Source organism: Oleiphilus messinensis (genome assembly GCF_002162375.1).
Taxonomy (GTDB): domain Bacteria; phylum Pseudomonadota; class Gammaproteobacteria; order Pseudomonadales; family Oleiphilaceae; genus Oleiphilus; species Oleiphilus messinensis.
In genome coordinates, this window is record NZ_CP021425.1 from 1,607,422 (window position 1) to 1,625,358 (window position 17,937).

Annotated in this window: 16 protein-coding genes; 7 read left to right on the forward strand and 9 right to left on the reverse strand. The window is 50.0% G+C overall.

Annotation, left to right across the window (positions count from 1 at the left end; translation table 11 throughout):
- The first annotated feature begins 2 nt into the window (after positions 1 to 2).
- From OLMES_RS06975 to ptsP, 3 genes are all read left to right on the forward strand, one after another.
- The gene (locus tag OLMES_RS06975) at positions 3 to 413 is read left to right on the forward strand and encodes a hypothetical protein (RefSeq protein ID WP_087460599.1); all 411 of its coding nucleotides are present in this window, start codon (positions 3 to 5) and stop codon (positions 411 to 413) included.
- Positions 414 to 590: 177 nt separating this feature from the next.
- Complete coding sequence (locus tag OLMES_RS06980; RefSeq protein WP_232465283.1) at positions 591 to 1,754, forward strand: peptidase M42; 1,164 nt, start codon at positions 591 to 593, stop codon at positions 1,752 to 1,754.
- 161 nt (positions 1,755 to 1,915) lie between these two features.
- The gene (gene ptsP / locus OLMES_RS06985) at positions 1,916 to 4,162 is read left to right on the forward strand and encodes a phosphoenolpyruvate--protein phosphotransferase (RefSeq protein WP_157678201.1); all 2,247 of its coding nucleotides are present in this window, start codon (positions 1,916 to 1,918) and stop codon (positions 4,160 to 4,162) included.
- Positions 4,163 to 4,203: 41 nt separating this feature from the next.
- Here the strand turns inward: ptsP and OLMES_RS06990 are convergent, their stop codons facing one another.
- The 5 genes from OLMES_RS06990 to OLMES_RS07010 form a co-directional block, all read right to left on the reverse strand.
- Positions 4,204 to 5,175: a zinc transporter ZntB gene (locus tag OLMES_RS06990; protein WP_087460601.1), complete on the reverse strand. Its 972-nt coding sequence runs from the start codon at positions 5,173 to 5,175 to the stop codon at positions 4,204 to 4,206.
- Positions 5,172 to 6,092 carry a mechanosensitive ion channel family protein gene (locus tag OLMES_RS06995; RefSeq protein ID WP_087460602.1) on the reverse strand — a complete coding sequence of 307 codons (921 nt, stop codon included), beginning with the start codon at positions 6,090 to 6,092 and terminating at the stop codon, positions 5,172 to 5,174. The genes OLMES_RS06990 and OLMES_RS06995 overlap by 4 nt, the downstream gene beginning before the upstream one ends.
- A 123-nt stretch (positions 6,093 to 6,215) precedes the next feature.
- Entirely contained in the window at positions 6,216 to 7,205 is a 990-nt protein-coding gene (locus OLMES_RS07000) for an alpha/beta fold hydrolase (RefSeq protein ID WP_157678202.1), read from the reverse strand.
- A 34-nt stretch (positions 7,206 to 7,239) separates the two neighbouring features.
- The gene (locus OLMES_RS07005; RefSeq protein ID WP_198343249.1) at positions 7,240 to 8,418 is read right to left on the reverse strand and encodes a ferritin-like domain-containing protein; all 1,179 of its coding nucleotides are present in this window, start codon (positions 8,416 to 8,418) and stop codon (positions 7,240 to 7,242) included.
- 59 nt (positions 8,419 to 8,477) lie between these two features.
- Complete coding sequence (locus OLMES_RS07010) at positions 8,478 to 9,677, reverse strand: 2Fe-2S iron-sulfur cluster-binding protein (protein WP_087460604.1); 1,200 nt, start codon at positions 9,675 to 9,677, stop codon at positions 8,478 to 8,480.
- 126 nt (positions 9,678 to 9,803) lie between these two features.
- On the opposite strand from OLMES_RS07010, the gene OLMES_RS07015 reads away from it, so the two are divergent.
- Together OLMES_RS07015 and OLMES_RS07020 are read left to right on the forward strand one after the other, a co-directional pair.
- Positions 9,804 to 10,868, forward strand: coding sequence for a helix-turn-helix domain-containing protein (locus OLMES_RS07015; RefSeq protein WP_087460605.1), 1,065 nt, complete (start codon positions 9,804 to 9,806; stop codon positions 10,866 to 10,868).
- 61 nt (positions 10,869 to 10,929) lie between these two features.
- On the forward strand, positions 10,930 to 11,943 hold the full coding sequence (locus OLMES_RS07020) for an alpha/beta hydrolase (protein WP_087460606.1): 1,014 nt from the start codon (positions 10,930 to 10,932) through the stop codon (positions 11,941 to 11,943).
- Here the strand turns inward: OLMES_RS07020 and OLMES_RS07025 are convergent.
- The 3 genes from OLMES_RS07025 to OLMES_RS07035 form a co-directional block, all read right to left on the reverse strand.
- Complete coding sequence (locus OLMES_RS07025; RefSeq protein ID WP_087460607.1) at positions 11,914 to 12,489, reverse strand: NnrU family protein; 576 nt, start codon at positions 12,487 to 12,489, stop codon at positions 11,914 to 11,916. The two genes, OLMES_RS07020 and OLMES_RS07025, sit on opposite strands and share 30 nt — an antisense overlap.
- 99 nt (positions 12,490 to 12,588) lie before the next feature.
- Entirely contained in the window at positions 12,589 to 13,269 is a 681-nt protein-coding gene (locus OLMES_RS07030; protein WP_087460608.1) for a ChrR family anti-sigma-E factor, read from the reverse strand.
- Entirely contained in the window at positions 13,239 to 13,832 is a 594-nt protein-coding gene (locus OLMES_RS07035; protein WP_198343250.1) for a sigma-70 family RNA polymerase sigma factor, read from the reverse strand. Before OLMES_RS07035 ends, OLMES_RS07030 begins: the two co-directional genes overlap by 31 nt.
- 269 nt (positions 13,833 to 14,101) lie before the next feature.
- Here OLMES_RS07035 and OLMES_RS07040 point away from each other — a divergent pair, with 269 nt between their 5' ends.
- A complete protein-coding gene (locus tag OLMES_RS07040) occupies positions 14,102 to 15,190 on the forward strand; it encodes an NAD(P)/FAD-dependent oxidoreductase (protein ID WP_087460609.1) in 1,089 nt (362 codons plus the stop codon).
- Between the two features lie 56 nt (positions 15,191 to 15,246).
- Positions 15,247 to 16,284 (forward strand): YbgA family protein, encoded by a 1,038-nt coding sequence (locus OLMES_RS07045; RefSeq protein WP_087460610.1) that lies wholly within the window; start codon positions 15,247 to 15,249, stop codon positions 16,282 to 16,284.
- A 289-nt stretch (positions 16,285 to 16,573) separates the two neighbouring features.
- Here OLMES_RS07045 and OLMES_RS07050 read toward each other — a convergent pair whose 3' ends face one another.
- Positions 16,574 to 17,923 carry an IS1380 family transposase gene (locus OLMES_RS07050; RefSeq protein ID WP_087459351.1) on the reverse strand — a complete coding sequence of 450 codons (1,350 nt, stop codon included), beginning with the start codon at positions 17,921 to 17,923 and terminating at the stop codon, positions 16,574 to 16,576.
- Positions 17,924 to 17,937 lie beyond the last annotated feature (14 nt).

Here is a 17,937-nt window from a genome sequence, read left to right on the forward strand (position 1 = left end):
TGATGCGTAATAGTAAAAAGGAAGCCTACCGCTATTTACTGTATCGCGGTTTTTTGGAAATTCGTGCACTGGAACACCTGTTTCGATCCCTTCGGGATCTGAATCCACTTTCTTGGTACGGGAAGTTACGTTCTATACAGGAAAAGGGCGCGGTTGCAAATTGGTTGCATAATCTGGCCTTGTATTCGAGTATCGATTTCGTGCGTTTTGATGAAAATCGATTTTGGGCAGATTATGCTGCTTTTCATGCCCGCTACCCCTTGGTATTCGAGGAATTAAAAACGGCGTATGAAAGACGCTTGCAGGAAGTTGATCTGGTTCGATCAGTGCCATTGACGGCAGTACCGGACACGGAATCGGCGAAAAAAGAGCGTACCGAAGGCAGCAATGTTGTTCCTCTGCATGAATCCTGAATGATTGCCGCCTTATTAACTCGGCACTGGCCGGTATTAATTGGTCCATCTTGTGTTAGTCTGAAAAGCATGCTATTAAGCACATAAATTCACCCCCAGTTGGGGCGCCCAGACCGTCAGTTCCTGATGTGGCAAGCATTGCCCTGCTGTATTTTCAATAAACAGGACTGACCCAAGATGAATAAAGCCTCCACCGGCATCGAGCTGGCCGAACAATTTTCCCATAACCATAGAACCTCCCAAAACCACAGCAGTGCACCTGATGCAAATGCCGATCCGGTAAGGTTGCCGGGTGCTTTTCTGGATTTGCTGGCAGCGCTGGTTCGCAGCCCTTCGGTGGTCGGCGCGGAACACTCTTTTTACCGTGTGCTGCAGCGCGAACTCGAGGAGCGTGGCGCTAAAGTGACATGGTATGAAGGCGTGTTGGTAGCACAGGGCAATCGACCTCACAGCCTGCATCTCTCAGCACATATTGATCGTCACGGTCTGATCTGTACCGGTCCCAATGAATTCCAGTACGCCGCTTTTGTATCCGGGGCTCGCTCTGATCTACTGGGTAACTCGGTCAGTGAACAGTTGATGAAAAAAATAGTAGATCGTTTTGCTTCGGAGACGGTTTATGCCTATGAACCCTGGTCTGGGGCATATCGTGGCCGGGGAACGATCAATCGGGCTTATATTTGTGAGTTTCGTAACAACCTGATCTTTGAATTGAATGGAATGGAGCATTTGGTTGCCGGGACGCCCGTGGCATTTTCGGATAAACTGAAAGTGACGAATGAAGCTTTGATCGGGCAGCTTGATAATGTTCTGACGGCAGCCGCACTGGTGTTTCTTTTCGAGTTGGGGTTCAGTGGTACCGCGTTTTTCACTGCGCAGGAAGAAGCCGGAAAAAGCTGGCGTTACCTGCTGGAGTGGTTTCGACGCTTTGGTGGTTCTACCAACCAGCTGATTGTGGTGGATACCAGTCCTTATCCAACATTTGAGGTGGCAAGTGAGCAGAAGCTGGTGTTGCGTCACAAGGATGCTAATGCCGCCTTTAATGAAGCATTGACCGAGAAGCTGCATCAGGTCTGTATTCAAAAAAACATATCCGTGCAATTCAAGGATGAATATGTTGAGGCGCAAAACGCACAATTACTGGCCCGTGGAGAAGAGCCAACCTCCCTTGGTTCGACGGAAATGGGTCGAATTATATCGGCCTCGAACGGTTTGGTTGATGGTACAACATTGCAGATACCGTCCTCGGGTTATCATACCATGGCGGAGTCGGCCCCCCTGGCGTCCGTAGCAGCTTTTCTGGATGTGTTGACAGATTTGGCCGGAATCAGCCATCAATAAGTCGAATTGACCGCGGTGCTGGGGCGAAAAGTGTGCTGCAGTGACTTATTTCGGCAAGAATTTTGCTGTAACTTTCCTGGGGCCTGTTGACGCTTCATATTATGAAGCGTCAACAGGCCCTGATCCCCGGGGAAATTCTAATTAAAGTTGAGAAGTCGGTTATGAACAAAGTCATATTGGAGCTGACGCGAATAGTCCAGGAAGTCGCGTTAGTGGAGTCACCCTCTGAGCAGGTGCGCCGTATTGTCGACTCGATCAGTCATGTGATTGGTGTCGATGTGTGCAGTTTGTATCGGATGGCAGATGATGGCGATATGATTTTATTGGCGACCCATGGCCTGGCCTCCTCTCATCCCATTCGTGTGCCCGCGGGTAAAGGTCTGGTCGGACGTGTCGCCACCAGTCGTCACCCGCTGAATGTTGCTGATGCCGCAGGGCACCCTGACTTCTACTACATAGCAGAGACGCTGGAAGAGCGTTTCAGCAGTTTTTGTGGTGTACCATTGGTTCGTTTTGGCGAAGTAATTGGCGTGTTAGTCGTACAGAGCCGCCGACCTGAAAAAATCAATGATGAGAGTGAAGCCTTTCTGGTCACTCTGGCTTCCCAGCTGGCTTTTATTGTTGCAGATATTTCCCCGTTGATGACACTGATATCCAACGTGAATCAACGTATCGTGGGGGTGAAAGGCTCGCCGGGTATCGGCATTGGCCAGGTTCAACTGTGTCATCACGGGGGATTGAATGATGTCCCGGATGCAACCTGTGAAGATATTGAAGGCAGCGTGGCACAATGGCACAGCTTGCTGGCCGCCGTAAAGGAAGAGGTCAAGGAAGAACAGGCTGCTTTGGGGGTGGAGCTTTCTGAAAGTGTTACGGGTATTTTTGAAGCGTACCAAATGCTGCTCGCGGATCAATCATTGACTGACAAAGTGGTTATGGAAATCAGGGCGGGGCATTGGTTGCCGGCAGCCCTGCGTATGAGTATCCATTATTTTGCAGAGCTATTCAGAGCGATGGACGATCCCTACCTGAAAGCACGCCATGAAGATATTCAGCATTTGGGGAACAAGTTGTTTAATGTCTGGCGAGGTGTGAATCCGGTTGAACAAATGGCGTTATCCGATGAGCACCCGGTGGTGCTGGTCGGACCACAAATCAGTGTTTCGGATATGGCAAGTTTTCCCGCGGGTTCACTGGCTGGAGTTGTGTGTTTTGAAGGGGCCAAATTGTCCCATACTGCCGTTCTGGCCAATGCGATGGGTATTCCTGCTGTAATGGGGGTAGGCAGTCTGAAAGGCTTGAAGTCGGGTGAAGAGATTATCGTCGATGGTAATGAAGGGCAGGTAATTCTGCATCCGAATGACACTGTGCTTCATGAGTTTAATCAACTTGTTACCCAGGCTTTGTCATTTCAGCACAAGCTTGATGAATTGCGTAATGTGCCGGCCAAAACTCAAGATGGCATTCAGGTTAGGTTACTGGCGAATACCGGCTTATTGGCAGATATTACCCCTGGCATTCGTAACGGCGCTGAAGGCGTGGGTCTGTATCGTACCGAGATACCGTTTATTGTTCGTGATAGTTTCCCGACCGAAGACGAACAAGTGCAGGTCTATGGCAAGGTTTTTGATGCCTATGAAGGCAAACCGGTTTATGTCCGGGTTCTCGATGTCGGCGGTGACAAGCAGTTGCCCTATTTCCCGATTCATGGTGAAGAAAACCCTGCCTTGGGATGGCGTGGCATTCGCTTTACGCTGGATAACGTTCAGCTGTTGATGACTCAGGTTCGTGCCATTATTCGTGCGGCCAGAGGGCAGGAGAATTTGCATATTTTGTTGCCTATGGTGAGTTCGACAGCGGAAGTGGAGACGTTTCGGAGACTATTGGACGATGCATGTGCCGAGTTACAGGAGGAAGGCCTGGAGCTCATTTACCCCAAACTCGGTGTCATGGTTGAGGTGCCAGCAGCAATCTCCCAGCTTAGATTCTGGCGGGATAAAATTGACTTTGTTTCGGTTGGCTCCAATGATTTAAGTCAGTATCTTCTGGCGCTGGATCGTAATAATGCGCGTGTGGCAAATCGATATGATCATGTGCACCCTGCTGTGATCTGCGAGATTGAGCGTGCAGTGCAATCCGCTCGCGAGGCCGGAATTCCTTTGAGCATTTGTGGTGAGATGGCAGCGGATCCGGTGGCTGTACTCTTGTTACTAGGTATGGGGGTGCGGTCTTTGAGTATGAGTTCGGCCAAGCTTCCTAAAGTGAAGTGGCTGATTCGCTCTATCTCGTTGCCTGTTGCGGAGCAATTTCTATCCGAGGCGCGACAACTGGACTCCACGCAACAGATTCGTGATGCGGGCAAGGCTTTGCTGGAAGCGATTGGATTGCGAGAGCTGTGTTCAGGTTAAATTGACACAGGCGATGTAACGCCTGTGTCTGTGCCGGATTTCTAAAACCAGCGGCGGGCTTTAAATACCCAGATTTGCAGGGCTACCACAGCGGTCATCATTATGATAAAAATTGTAAACGCATAGGGGTTATCTGCCCCCGGAATGCCGCCCACGTTGATTCCCAGCAACCCGGTAAGAAAGCCCAATGGCAGGAAAATCGCAGCGATAATCGAAAGCATGTACATCCGGTTATTCAACTGCTCTGTCAGCCGATTAACCAGTTCTTCCTGCGTAACAGCGGCGCGATCCCGGACGGAGTCCAGGTCTTCAATGTAGCGAATCAGGTGATCGGTCGTTTCCCGCAAGCGTAGTCGATCGTCTCCGCTGAACAATGGTATTTTTTCGCTCTGAAGCTGAATCATTGCATCTCGTTGTGGGGCGAGGTAGCGCCTTAGTGAGATGGCTTGACGACGCAAATCCGCAATTTCGCTCCGCAGGGCGTAGGATTCAGCCGTAATGACCTCCTCTTCGATGACTGCAACCCGATCCTCTGTTTCCTGAATGGTTTCCTGCATGCGTGCGATCAGGCGGTCGGTTAATACCGCGATAAATTCCCCCGGGGTTTCCGGGCCTTCTTGATTGGCAATGTTGCTCGCGAGATCTTTTGCTGAAAGCAGGGATCGTCTCCGTGTACTGATCACACGGTGCGCGTCAATCCATACCCGGATCGCAACCATGTCTTCAGGGTTTGATCCTGGGGTCAGGTTCACCCCTCGAAGGGCCATCAGCACACCATTGTTCAGCGTGCTTGCTCTGGGCCGGGTTTCATCGCATAACAGCGCCTCCACCACAACGGTATCCAGGCCGCTGTGGTTGGTAATCCAGTCACGGGCCTGTTCGTTGGTGTAGTCAAAGTGCAGCCAGTGGTTTTCCTTTGACTGTAGAGTTTCGTCCAGGTCAGGTACATTGATCTCGCCACCTTTATCTGGCCCTGATAACCAATATCCGTAAATCAGTCCTTGTGTATTCATACCTTGTCACCTTTGATGGCATTTACGACCTCATCGTCAATTGAACGCACGTGAAGATCCTGCTGTGGGAATGGGATTTCGATACCGTGCTCCTTCAGCGACGTTTCGATTTCCCAAAGATAGTAGGCGGTGGTACTGCCGCGTTTCGGCAATTGGTTACCCCGAATCCAGACGATGAGTTCGAAATCCAGACTACTCGCACCAAAGTTGACCAGCCAGACATCCGGTGCTCGATCCCCTTCTGTGAGTGTGAAGGGAACTCGCAGTGCGGCTTCAATGGCGGCTTTTTTCACCGTCTCTTTCTCTGAGCCGTAGGCGACACCAAATGGAATATGCAACCGGCGCAGGTCATCAATAAAGGTGTAGTTAGTGACTCGGCCACTGATGAATTCGGAGTTGGGAACCAGGATGTCGATGTTGTCCCAGGTTGTGATCTGAGTGCTGCGAACATTAATTGACTTTATTCTGCCCCGTACACCGGACTCCAGTTCAATCAAGTCGCCAACTTTTAGTGGGCGCTCAAACAGCAGGATAATGCCGGAGATAAAATTATTGAAAATCGATTGTAAGCCGAAGCCGATACCCACACTCAGCGCACCCGCAACCAATGCGAGTTTTGACAGGTCGATACCGAGTGTAGAGAACCCTATCAGAACTGCTGCCACCATAATGATATAGTGAACAATCCGGCCAATCGCAAAGAGCGATGCTTCAGAGACCGTTCTTCGTCCTTCGGCGACGCGCGCGAGAAGTTTACGAAAGCGGGCCGAAAGGAAAGCGGCAAAGCCGACAATAATTAGAACCCAGATGATACTTCCCGGGGTGACCGCTGATTCACCGATCGAGAAGAGAGGAAAGTGATATAAATTTACTGCGTGTTGCCAAAGCGCTTGAAGGAGCAAGCCAGGGTTGTTCATTCCAGGTGTTCAATCCACGAATTAGATGTTGAAGGTCTCAAGCGGATACCAGCGTTTGCCAATACCGGCTTGAATCAATATGGATTGTAGCGTTATAAGGGCTGGCTCGCTATCTACATCAGATTATCTATTTACCAGGGAATCGGTGTGCAAGGTGAATGCGGGTGCGGTGTTGGTCTGAAGTGTTCGACAGGTATGTCGTTGTAACCAAGTGAGAAGATAGTGGTTTGTGGCTTCAGGGTTCTCCTGATGCAGAAAGTGTCCACCGGAGATACTCTGGATTTCGTAGGGGGGAACAAAGGTTTTGTCATCCAGCACATTCCAGAGGCTGGAATGAATGCAGCCATCAGATTCACCACGCAGGAATAGCGTGGGCACTTTTATGCGTTGATTCAACAGCCTTCGGGCTCGCTGTTCTCGGTCACTAATACCGTATAGTGCGCGATAATATGCCAGTGCCGATTTCAGCACATTGGGCTGATTCAATGTCTCTTTGATGCTGTCCAGATTGTCCTGGGGCATCGCCCAGCCGGGACTCCACCGTTTGATCAGCATTTCAATAAAGGCCCAGTTACGTAACGGAACCGTTCGTTCTGGAAGGAATGGAACCTGAAAATACTGGATATACCACGAGTACGGGAGGTAGCTTGGCGCATGGCGTAAGATACCAAATAGCGACAGGTTGTAGGGGATCGTGATTGAAGTGAAGCTTGCAAACAGATCCGGGCGTTTGGTAATCGCCGCCAGTCCGCTGATTGCCCCCCAGTCGTGACCGACCAAATGGACATGATTCTGTTTGCTTGTGCACAGGCTTTTCCGTAAAACACTAATCATTCGGGTTAACTCGTGGCTGACAGTTTCCATGTCATAGTGATTGCCCGGCAAAGCGCTATCGCGCTCATAACCGGGCAGCATCGGACAGGCGACGCGATAACCTGCGTCTACCAGTGCAGGAATTTGCCACCGGAATGAATGGAAGTTATCCGGAAAGCCGTGTAGACACACAACTAAAGGCCCATCGCCTTCAACAATGACAGAATAACGGCGACCATTTACGCTGAACTGTTCAATGTTGGGGTGTTTCAATTCGGGTCGGGTCGTTATGAGCTGCATCGGCATTAACCTGTTTTTGGTAAAATTGTGCCGGTTACTGTAAATCTATCAGTAAATCGTTTTCTGTTAACTGGCTGGCATTTTTACCATCTTTGAAACTCCAGAGCCCGGCTTGTTCATAGTGTCGCTGCATCCGGGGCGAGAGTAATCCGATGTAATCCAGATTCGGTATCAGGCGTTTGAACATTTGTTGGCGGAAGCGCTGCATAGCAGGCGATTCCAGAATGAATTTATTCCATTGCCGCCGTGTCATCAATCCTTCAAACTGTTCTTCATATACTTCATGGCCCATAAACCGGTTGCGCATCAACAATGCAACTTCGAATGCCCAGTCTTCCCGTTCCCGCCGTTCGGCATCGGTTATGCCGGTACTGAAGTGCTCTTTTAGCGCCAACACGCCGTAGTGAACGTGACGGGCTTCGTCCTGAATCACATATTTCAGCAGGTTTCTCAGCAAAGGTTCCTGCGTATTGTTATGCAACGTACTGAAGGCACCCAGTGCGAGTCCTTCAACCATAATTTGCATGCCGAGGAATTTTATATCCCAGCGTGAATCGGTCATCAGGTCATCGATAATGACGAAAAGGTTATCGTTGATCTGGTAGGTTTTTTCCAGCTTGGTATCGAGATAGCGCAGAAACACTTCGAGGTGTCGGCCCTCATCCATAACCTGTGTTGCGCCGTAAAATTTCCCATCCATCCAGCCTACACTCTCTGTGACCTGTGCTGAAGCGTACAGGGCGCCCTGTTCACCATGCATAAACTGACTCAGCATCCAGGTTACCAGACTATAATTTGCTGTGGCCTGTTCCTTTTTATTCAACTTGATGCCATAGTCCCCTAGGCCATCAAAGGGCATAAAATCAGGATTGATAATGGGAATCTCGGGGTTCATGGGGTCGACGTGCGTTGACCAGTCCAGATCCTTGTTACCGTCCCACTGATTCTCGACCGCTCTGCGGTAGAGTTCCTGCATTTCGGGAAAGTCCATCGCATAGGTCAAATCAAAATGCGTTTGATGATTGGCTTGCATTTTCACCGACTCAGAACGTTTGCCCTGTTTCAGGAACAATCCCCGAACCGCGGATGGCGCCATGGAGCGGGCAACCTTCGGGTTTTTTACCTGCATCATAACGGATACGTTGTCCAGGGTTTCTTCTACTTTATTGCGCGCATGGGAAGGTACACCTTCCAGCATTTTGTCTAAAATCATGGTTATCGTTTCTCTCGTGGTGTCAGTCTTTTTTGTAATTTCAAATACGTTTGCGAGCACTACGCATCAATTTCCAGTGGGCTGGCGGCGTAGCTCAGGCATGCCAGTCGATACCCTGCATTGAGCTCATTGCTGCTCAGGCAGTTAGGCTCGTCACTGTAAACGTCGCCTTTGTGTACTTTGATTTTGCAATGTCCGCAGCCACCGACCTGACAGCTATATTGCATTTCGAGCCCACCTTGCAGTGCAGCGTCCAGAATGCTCTGTCCCGGCAGGGCGGTAACGGTCTTGTTAGTACGGCGAAAGTGAATTGGCTGTTCTGACTGGGGGCGTTCGTGGTTTTGTTGTCCCGCGGTAAAAAATGCTTCCCGCAGGATATTTTCAGGTGGAATACCACGCTCTGTGATGACCTGCTGTTGGGAAAGTGACTCTTGAGCCATTTCCATCAATCCGGCGGGCCCGCAAAGTAAAAAGCGCGTGCTGTTCTGTTCCAGCTGGATAGGGTCTGAGCACCAGTCATCCAGGATTAAACGTAGCTTTTCCGGAGAAAGTCGTTTTGCATCCTGACCATGGTTATAAATGTATTTTACGGTCAATCTGGCATTCGAGCGTGCCATGCGATTCAACTCATTGCGGAAGGCAGTGTCTTCCGGTGTCTCGCAGCAGTAGACCAACAATATCTCCGGGCCAGGGGATTCAGTGTTCTCGGGCTGCGAGCGAAGTTGGCTGATAAAGGGGGTGATACCGACGCCACCCGCAATCATAACAATTCGCTCTGCTGAGTCAGGCAGTACAAAGTCACCGCTTGGACCCTGAATCAGGAAACGATCGCCCACTTGCAAGTCATCATGAATATAATTGGAAACAACGCCGTTTATTTCTTTTTTTACGCTGATTTGCAGCTTACCGTTTGTGTTTGTTTCCTGTTCTGCACTGGTAATTGAGTAGGCCCGCTTCAGTTTTTTTCCGTTAACCTCAAATTCACAGGTTATGAATTGTCCCGGGTGGAAGTGCTGTGAAACCGGTTTTTGGGCCGTGTCAGAGGGGGCTAAAGAGGGCGTTAAAAAGAGTGTCCTGATGGAATCCGTTTCATTTTGAATATCCTCAACGATCACTTCAGTTTGTGTGGTTACGGGGTTGGCCGCCATTTTGTCCCATGTTGCTTTGTTTTTCTGCGCTTTCAACTGGCGGGTGGTGACAGGGGTTTTGGTCTGCTTGCTATCAAACAACAAGGAGAGTATGTTTCCAAAAATGCTCATATGATTTCTCTATACAGTTTCGCCGAGAGTCGAGTCGGTGGCGTTTTTTGTTTTCTTTGATCAATCCTATCCTGATTTGTTTGACTTAAGCGGCCAATGCTATGCTGTGCAGGACAGGATTGAGGGATGTTCTGGTTTAAAAAGGCTAATGGTGTAATGTCAACAGACCCGAAAACTGAATTAAAGGCACTGCACTTTCCCATGCAGTACGTTGAAATTGTTGAGTCAATGCTGCGTCAACGTGGCGCGGACGCACAAACCATGCTGTCCCGCTGTGGTCTCGACTGGTCGAACCTGGATACCCGTAAAGGGGTGCTCAACGGCGAGCAATTCAAGCAGCTATTGGAGATTTGTCAGGAGGTTGCTGACCCGGACAAGCCTGTTTCGGTGCAAATTCTGGAACATGTTCCGCTTACCGCCCACGGGATTCTGGGGATTGTTATCTTGACCTCACCGACGCTGGACTGCGCCATGCAAGCGGCCTTGCGCTTTTATCCTGTCGTGATGCCGGCATATGATATTCATGCAGAAGCAATTGGTGAGCAGGTTCACGTTGTGATTAAATCCCTTGCGGACTTTGGCAGCGTGCAGACGCTCCTGACTGAAACGTTATTGGGAGCGTTCAACAGTATCTGCCAGTTCATAAAACCGGAGCTGGCCCTGTTTGATCTTTATTTCGCTCACCCAATGCAATTCAGCTCGCAGGGATATGAGACAGTCGCTGATCCTGAGCGGGTTTTCTTTAGTCAGCCTTGTGACAAAATCGTCGTGGATAAACGTAATCTCGGGGCCGCGTTGCTGACGGCAAATAAAACCACCATGCAAATATTCGAGGCGCAATTGGAAGCGCAGATTCGCGAAATTCAGCACAGCATGGTTTACACCCAGGAAACGCGACAGATCATCCGGCAGCTCATTCGAGCCGGAAAAATCTTCAGCGTAGACGATGTTGCATTCGAAATGGGCAGTTCAAGCCGGACGTTGAGTCGGCACTTGCAACAAGAGGGTACGAGTTATAGCTCTCTTGTTCAGGATGAGCGAATCGAGTTTGCGGAAGTTTTGTTGCTGAATACCCGAAAAAACATAAGCCAGGTTGCCCATCTGGCCGGGTTTACCAATGAAAGCAGTTTCTCCCGCGCCTTCAAGCGCCATAAAGGCATTGCCCCTTCCGCGTTGAAACGGATCGGCTGAATTTAACCGGATAGGCTGAATTTAACCGGATAGGCTGAATTAAACGGACAGGTTGATCCTGATGATAAATGTGCTGATGGTTTTGATCCTGATTCTGGGGGCGATGATCCTTGCTTACTTTCTGGGGCCTCGCCCCGAATTTGCACTCGACCCGTTACCTGTGCAGTTGGACGAGGACTTGGATCATTACATACAAGCTGCTGAAGCGCGGTACACGGATATAACTCCAGGCGCGGAGAAAAAGATATTCTGGGCGAACCCCACGAAAAAACAGCAAACCGAGTATGCATTGGTCTATATCCACGGCTTTTCTGCTTCCCGTCAGGAGCTTTCACCGGTGCCTGAGAACATCGCTGCTTCTCTTTCTGCAAATCTATTCTGCACCCGTTTACGAGGGCATGGTAGAAAGCCTTCCGAAACGCTGGGGGAGGCAACCTTGGCGGAGTGGCTGCACGATACCCGAGAGGCGCTGGAGATTGGTCGTCAGCTTGGTCGAAAGGTTATTTTGATGGGAACTTCAACGGGCGCCTCTTTGCTGACGTGGTTGATGGCAGAAGACTCCATGACTGGAGTTGCAGGCGCTATTCTGCTTTCACCAAACTTCAGTCCGAAGGATAAAAAGTCGTGGCTGGTTTTGCAGCCCTGGGGTCGACAGTTATTAAAACTGATGTTGGGTGAATTCCGAAAATGGGATGCAGGAAATAGCCTTCAGGAACAATTCTGGAGTACACGTTACCCGGCAAGCGTGTTGATTGAAATGATGGGGGCGGTCAACCTGGCAAAAAACAGCGCTGTAGAGCATATTAAACTACCGTTGTTGATACTTTACAGTCCCCGTGATGAAGTTGTCAGTGTCACTGAAATTCAAACCATGTTCAGGCGGTTCGGTTCTGATCCCAAAGCGTTGATAGCTATCGAGTCACCGCAGGACGGGTCTGCACATGTTTTGGCCGGCGATATTCTTTCTCCGGCCACCAATCAGGTGGTGGCCTCTGAAATACTGCAGTTTATCGACAAGTTAAGTGCTGCAACTTCGCAGCCTGATCTAGCGCGCTATGGGCGCAACACCAATTAACCACGCATGCAACCACAGGCTGAATACGATAAACAGTGCCAGTCCGGCGACAATCACGATTATATCATTGCGTACGCCCGTTGGTGGCGGAGTGCCTGGTGTAACCGGACGTTTCTTCACTGATATCCGATCTGCGACTGCCCAGCCGAGAAAAGCGCCAAACAGGAGCAGGTCAGCCAACATACCATTGGCCAGGAGGTGTGCGAGGGCCCACAATTTAACGGCGACCAGCATCGGGTGTTTCACGATATTGCCAATTCGACTGGGCAGGTGTGCAGCCACGAGTAACGGGAACACTGGAATCAAGAGTAACATGGCGACATGCCTTAACCAGAATGGTGGATTGTAGACTACGACAGGCTCCATACGGGCCAGACCATAGCCCCAGACAATCAGCACGAAACCTGCGAGGGCGACCAGGCTATAGATCCCTTTGAAGCGCTGTTCACCATAGCGGGTGACCATTTGGTTTCGCCAGGATACGTTGAAGATAGAGATAGAATGCACGCCGAGAAAAAGGATGAGCCCGAGAATCAGAACAATCATGTGTGTTTCCCTTCATTAACTGGTTATGCCTGGAGCATATCTCAATTGTGCAGGCTTTGTCGTGATCTACTATGGAAATGTTGGAAACATCAACAAGCCCTAGCGCATAAAAGGATTTAACATGCGTCCCCAGAAACCGGTAAATTTCAGCGGGGCATCCATGACGGCAAAGCAAATACAATCTTTGTTTTGATGCGCTTTGGGCTGATGGATTGTGTCTTGATCTGCAAGGACAAAATCCCCCGCCCGATAGTCTCCGGATTTATCCGCAAAAGCGCCGGACATCACGAGGGTGTACTCGTTACCTCTGTGAGTGTGTTCGGGCAGTTCTTTTCCAGCTGCTATTTTGTAAAGTTTTGCGGTGTACTGGCTATCGGAAATCGGTAGCAAGTATTCCTGAATACTTTGGGAGAACCCGCTCCACGGCAAGCTCTCGTACCATTGCGCATCTTGTGCTGGTACTTCAGTCAGAAATCGCTGCAATGGCCGTGGGATCTGTGGGTTTGCTCCTGTCGGTAAGTACGCTGGCGCGCCAGAGTGTGCGGTTTCGGCAACAGGGTGATCAAGCTCGGACAGGAGACGATTCAGTACGCCGGAATCGACCGGTTCCGGTGTAACGGACTCCAGCAGTTCTCCACCTACGCTTTCATAATGGAGGCCGCGTTGTCGGCAAACAGTGCAGTTTTCGATGTGGCAGGCAACCATTATCCCCAGGGCGTTAGGTAGTTGCCCCGCCGAAAATTGCATTATCAGTAGATCAGAAGGATGATGATTAACCATGTTACGTTGTCTTTTGCCAGGGTATCCAGTTTCTTCATTGCCAGTCGAAGCCTTGATTTGATCGTTCCCAGGGGTAAATCGAGATCCTGAGCAATTTCGCTGTGGGATTTGCCCTCAAAATAGACCTTGAAAACGATTTGTCTCTGCTCTTCTGGCAAGCTCTCAATTAGTGTACGCACGATCTTTCCATTCAGATCACTTTCCACCTCGGTTTCGAGAATTTCAGTGGTGGGTTCGGGCCAGAGGTCTTCAGATTGAATGAGGTCGTAGCGATCTTTACGTGCAAAATCAATGCGCTTGTTGCGAACGATCGTATAGAGCCATGTGGTTGCAGATGCGGATTTCGGATTGAATGTATCCGCTTTGCGCCAGACCGATAACATGGACTCCTGAACAATTTCATCGGCGTCAGCAGCGTCGGCGCCACAACGCATGGCGTAGCCTTTTAGCCGGGTGGAGACCTGCTCGAAAAGCGTGATAAAGGCGGCTCGATCCCGGTGTTTTGCGATACGTAATATCAGTGGATCCAGTGATGCTGTTGAGGATTGCTTTTCCTGGCCCAATCGGGGCTCCTTTTTTATGGCATACAGTGCGTAACGAACAGTGTCCGCCAGTTTAGCGAGTTCTCCTTTGCTTTTAAACCTTTTGTGTCCACGCGTCTTTTCTGTCCAGAGTCTCGATAGTTTCTAACGTTTTCCGATTTCCGTTTTCCGTGATTCAGCTCGGTAGTTGTCTTTCAAGTTAGATCAAGAAAATCAACAGGGCTGAGTGATCCAATCGGAATGCTGTTTCGTAAGCCCCAATCTGAATTCGGAACAAGAGAGAATTGGTAATGAAAGAATGCGACTTTCTGATCATTGGTGCCGGAATGGCCGGTTTGACTGCAGCAACCCAATTGCACGGCGCGGGACACCGCGTAGTCTGTGTCGATAAAGCCCGTGGTAGTGGTGGCAGACTGTCTTCCAAGCGGGTTGATTTAGCCGATATCACTACGTCGGTTGATCTGGGCTGTCCCGGATTTTCAGCCACAATCCCATTGTTTCAGGCGCAAGTCCGGGAGTGGCAGGCGGCCGGTTGCGTGAGCGTGTGGCACCGAGAGCATGCTGAGGCAATGGGTCAGGATGCGACTGAGCTGTTTGTGGGTTCACCACGCAGTTCCTCGTTAACGCGCTATCTGGCCAATCAGGTGGAAATTGATTTCAGTCAGCGTATCACCCGCCTCGAATATCAGGGCGGGCGCTGGTACAGCTATTCGGGCAGACCGGGAACCGATGACGAGGAAGTCTGCTTTTCCGTTAGCGATGCCGTCATTCTGGCAACGCCGCCACGACAGGCTGCAGATCTATTGCCACAGGAGCACCCGTTACAGGAAGCGTTGCAGTCAGTGGAGATGATTCCCCAGTGGGTTGTCATATTGGCCGTCAAAGGTGTCGTGGCCGCACCAGAGCGAATACGAGACACACTGAGGGCACAAGACCCGAAAGCGTCTGAAGGTTTAACTGAATGCATCTACGACGTGACCGTTGATCATCAAAAGCCGGGGCGGGTGAACGTTCCCGGTTTTCAGTTATGGCAGATCCAGGCTCACCCCGATTGGAGTGCCGAAAATATCGATTTGTCGCCGGATCTCGTGTGTCGCACAGTGATACGGGAGCTGGAGGCACGACTCGGCATGTCGCTTGAAATCGTGTCTCAGATCGCGCATCGCTGGCTTTATTCTTTGCCGCCGGATCAAAAGTTGAGTTCAAGCCAAAACTGGATCGCTGGTGAGCGTCTTGGCATCTGTGGTGATTATATACAGACAGATCATCGATCAGGAAAAAGTGGCGTAGCGGGGGTCGAGTCAGCCTATCTGAGCGCTGCGGATTTGGTTCAAAAAATAAAGTTGCAGAAAAGCGCAAATTTCAGTGATCCAAGCTAAAACCCAATGCGTATGAATGTAACAAAGAGCGATTCAATCACTTGAGGTGCGAAACAATGGAAACAGAGCAAAGCGTAGATCAGTCTGACCTGTCGCCATCTTTACTGAGTTGGCCCGTTGATGATGAATCCAGTCCAGGTGCACAGCGAAACCTGGCTTCCAGACCGTTGTTGGGAATCAGCGCTTGTTTAATGGGAGATAATGTTCGGTATAACGGCGGGCACAAACGATCACGCTATTGTGCCGAAGTTTTGAGCCGGTATTTCGAGTTTCGTTCTGTGTGCCCCGAGGTTGCCATTGGCCTGGCTGTGCCCAGACCTACGATTCGCACGGTTGAGTCCTCAGGCACAATCAAGGTGATTGCATCGGACAATCCGGAATTGGATTACACGCAAAAGCTCAGGCAGCTAGCTGATAGCCTGCATCCAAAAGTACAGCTTCTGAGTGGTTTTATCTTCATGCAAAAATCGCCCAGTTGCGGGGTTGGAAGCAGTAAGCTTTACAACGAGAAGAATCACCCCGCGACCAAAACGGACGGTGTCTTCGCGTCAGCCGTGATGGCCGCTTTTCCCCTCCTGCCTGTGACTGAGGCAGGGCAATTGAATGATGCAGGAATCCGGGAAAACTTCATTCTTCAAGTCTATGCTTATCACCAGTGGCGTTATGGGGTCATGGCGAACTTGAGTAAAGTCGCCCTCCAGTCGTTTCATCACCGGTTTAAATGGCATTTGAACACGCACAATTCTGCAGTTGCTCGGGAGTTGGGGCAGCTCTTGGCCAAGTGCACGGATTCGAGTCTGGCGTCGGTGTCGGAACAGTATATTAGCAAATTTATGCTGGCGATGAAGAAACCCGTTACCCGCAAGCGCCAAGCGCGACATCTGATTGAATGGCTGCGGTATCTAAAGAAAATGCTCAATCCAAATGAAACCACTGAGTTGCGTGCATTGATCGAGCATTATCGTGAAGGCATTGTTCCGCTGGTCGTACCCATGACCTTGGTTCGCTTTCTGGTCAAGAAGTATGGTTCCGATGCAGACCTCGCCTTGTTGGAGCCCTATCCCTTTGATCTGGGGCTACAAAACGGCATATGAGGTTCATACATTCCAAAGGTTTCAGGATTGACGAGTCTAGCAAGCGAGAAAGCTTATAACCTAAATCCTGCAATCTATATGTCTGAATCGATTCGATACGACTATAGCGACATTTAGTGTCGATGGATCACCATTTTGCACACCATGCAACTGAAACAAGCGTAATTCACTTGATTGGACTGTTTAAATTATAATCATCTCTATCGTCAACCGGAGCAACAGGCCAAAGTCTGCCTGACTCCAAATCTGGAATTTGCTTAGTCGAAGAATTTAAGTATAGGTATTTTGGTCAATGAATAAACGACAGCTTTAACCAGTCAGCCCACGGAGTTGGGTGAAGATGGTTGCTCGGAACGTTGACCTTAAGCTGATTCCCACCACGCAAGAGTTGTCCAGCAGTACGTACCAGAAAAGTTCGGATAGTTTGAATTTCCCATCGTTTCAATTCGTCATTATCGCTCAGTAGTGCCATCCAGCGTACCGTGTTATACGCCAGCACAGCGCATTGGAAAATTAATGAGCTGGCCATGAAATCATGGCTCTTGATTTGCGCCAGCCCCATTTGGTTCTTAGCTTCATCCAACCAGGTTTCACAAGTTGCGCGCTTTCCGTATGTCGTGTGTGCTTGCCAAGGAGACAACCGCTCTGTGGTTACGTAGCAGAAGTAGTCGTAAACGGGCTCATTCAGCAAGGCTTGTTGAGGGCCTTTGGTGATGAGAGCAGTTTTACGCCGCACAGCAACAAAGCGACGTGACCGCTCCCATTGACCGCATTGATGGAAAAAGTCACACTGTTCCCAATCGGTATGACCCGGTACTCGTTGCCAAGCTTGCTTGTCCAACAAAGCGGCAAGGCCTTTGAGTTTCACTTTAATCAGGTAACCATGGCGAGCCTGATCCAGCCAGTCCATGAGCTCTCCAACAAAGAATCCTGAATCACCTCGGAATAGCAGCCGCATTTTGGGTGGCATCTGCGCAGAAAGTTGCTGCATGAAGCCTACAATGCCGTTGCTGGTGTAGGTGCTGCCACTGCGCAACCATGCTTGCAAAATTTCTTTGGTGTGGCTGCAAAAGGCAACCAGTGGATGATAAGAATTAGAGCCTTTTTTCGTTGGGTTGTAGCCTTTTTCAGCACCTTCCTGTTGACCGTAAACGGTTTTGACAGTCGAGTCCACATCAATCCAGCCTCGATAGAGGGTTCCGGGCAACCAAGTACCGGACTTCAATGCTCTATGCCAAATTCCCTGACGCAAGGTGTGATTAATCTGTTCGAGCTGGGTGACATGCTTGAGCTTTCCACGACGGAAAATACGACCCAATGTACTGTCATCTGGAATCGATAGCCACCCCCCCACTTCACGCAGCACCTGATCTGCCCACACAGAAACCACCTTCCTGAGCGAAGTGGCACCGGCGATGATGCCGATAATCGTTAGGTAGATTGAGTCGCCCAAGCTGTAACGAGCCGTGTTGCCGCGTTGCAAATCAAGATGCTTCTGGCAAGCCTCGGTAAAACCGATGTGATCGAGGAAATGCATGGCAGGGATAATGCCAGCTTGACTAGTCAGCTTTTTTCCGGTGTGTTGATAGCGAATTTTTGCGGCTGGTTTTTTGGCACTTTTATGGGTATTCTTGATCATGAAAAAGGTGACTC

Coding starts and splice junctions, on each gene's coding strand:
- OLMES_RS07000 (WP_157678202.1), bottom strand. CDS start 7,205: ATGCAGCTCATAACGACCCGACCCGAATTGAAACACCCCAACATTGAA.
- ptsP (WP_157678201.1), top strand. CDS start 1,916: ATGAACAAAGTCATATTGGAGCTGACGCGAATAGTCCAGGAAGTCGCG.
- OLMES_RS07030 (WP_087460608.1), bottom strand. CDS start 13,269: ATGGTTAATCATCATCCTTCTGATCTACTGATAATGCAATTTTCGGCG.
- OLMES_RS07040 (WP_087460609.1), top strand. CDS start 14,102: ATGAAAGAATGCGACTTTCTGATCATTGGTGCCGGAATGGCCGGTTTG.
- OLMES_RS06980 (WP_232465283.1), top strand. CDS start 591: ATGAATAAAGCCTCCACCGGCATCGAGCTGGCCGAACAATTTTCCCAT.
- OLMES_RS07045 (WP_087460610.1), top strand. CDS start 15,247: ATGGAAACAGAGCAAAGCGTAGATCAGTCTGACCTGTCGCCATCTTTA.
- OLMES_RS07015 (WP_087460605.1), top strand. CDS start 9,804: ATGTTCTGGTTTAAAAAGGCTAATGGTGTAATGTCAACAGACCCGAAA.
- OLMES_RS07010 (WP_087460604.1), bottom strand. CDS start 9,677: ATGAGCATTTTTGGAAACATACTCTCCTTGTTGTTTGATAGCAAGCAG.
- OLMES_RS06995 (WP_087460602.1), bottom strand. CDS start 6,092: ATGAACAACCCTGGCTTGCTCCTTCAAGCGCTTTGGCAACACGCAGTA.
- OLMES_RS07005 (WP_198343249.1), bottom strand. CDS start 8,418: ATGATTTTAGACAAAATGCTGGAAGGTGTACCTTCCCATGCGCGCAAT.
- OLMES_RS07020 (WP_087460606.1), top strand. CDS start 10,930: ATGATAAATGTGCTGATGGTTTTGATCCTGATTCTGGGGGCGATGATC.
- OLMES_RS07050 (WP_087459351.1), bottom strand. CDS start 17,923: ATGATCAAGAATACCCATAAAAGTGCCAAAAAACCAGCCGCAAAAATT.
- OLMES_RS06975 (WP_087460599.1), top strand. CDS start 3: ATGCGTAATAGTAAAAAGGAAGCCTACCGCTATTTACTGTATCGCGGT.
- OLMES_RS07025 (WP_087460607.1), bottom strand. CDS start 12,489: ATGATTGTTCTGATTCTCGGGCTCATCCTTTTTCTCGGCGTGCATTCT.
- OLMES_RS06990 (WP_087460601.1), bottom strand. CDS start 5,175: ATGAATACACAAGGACTGATTTACGGATATTGGTTATCAGGGCCAGAT.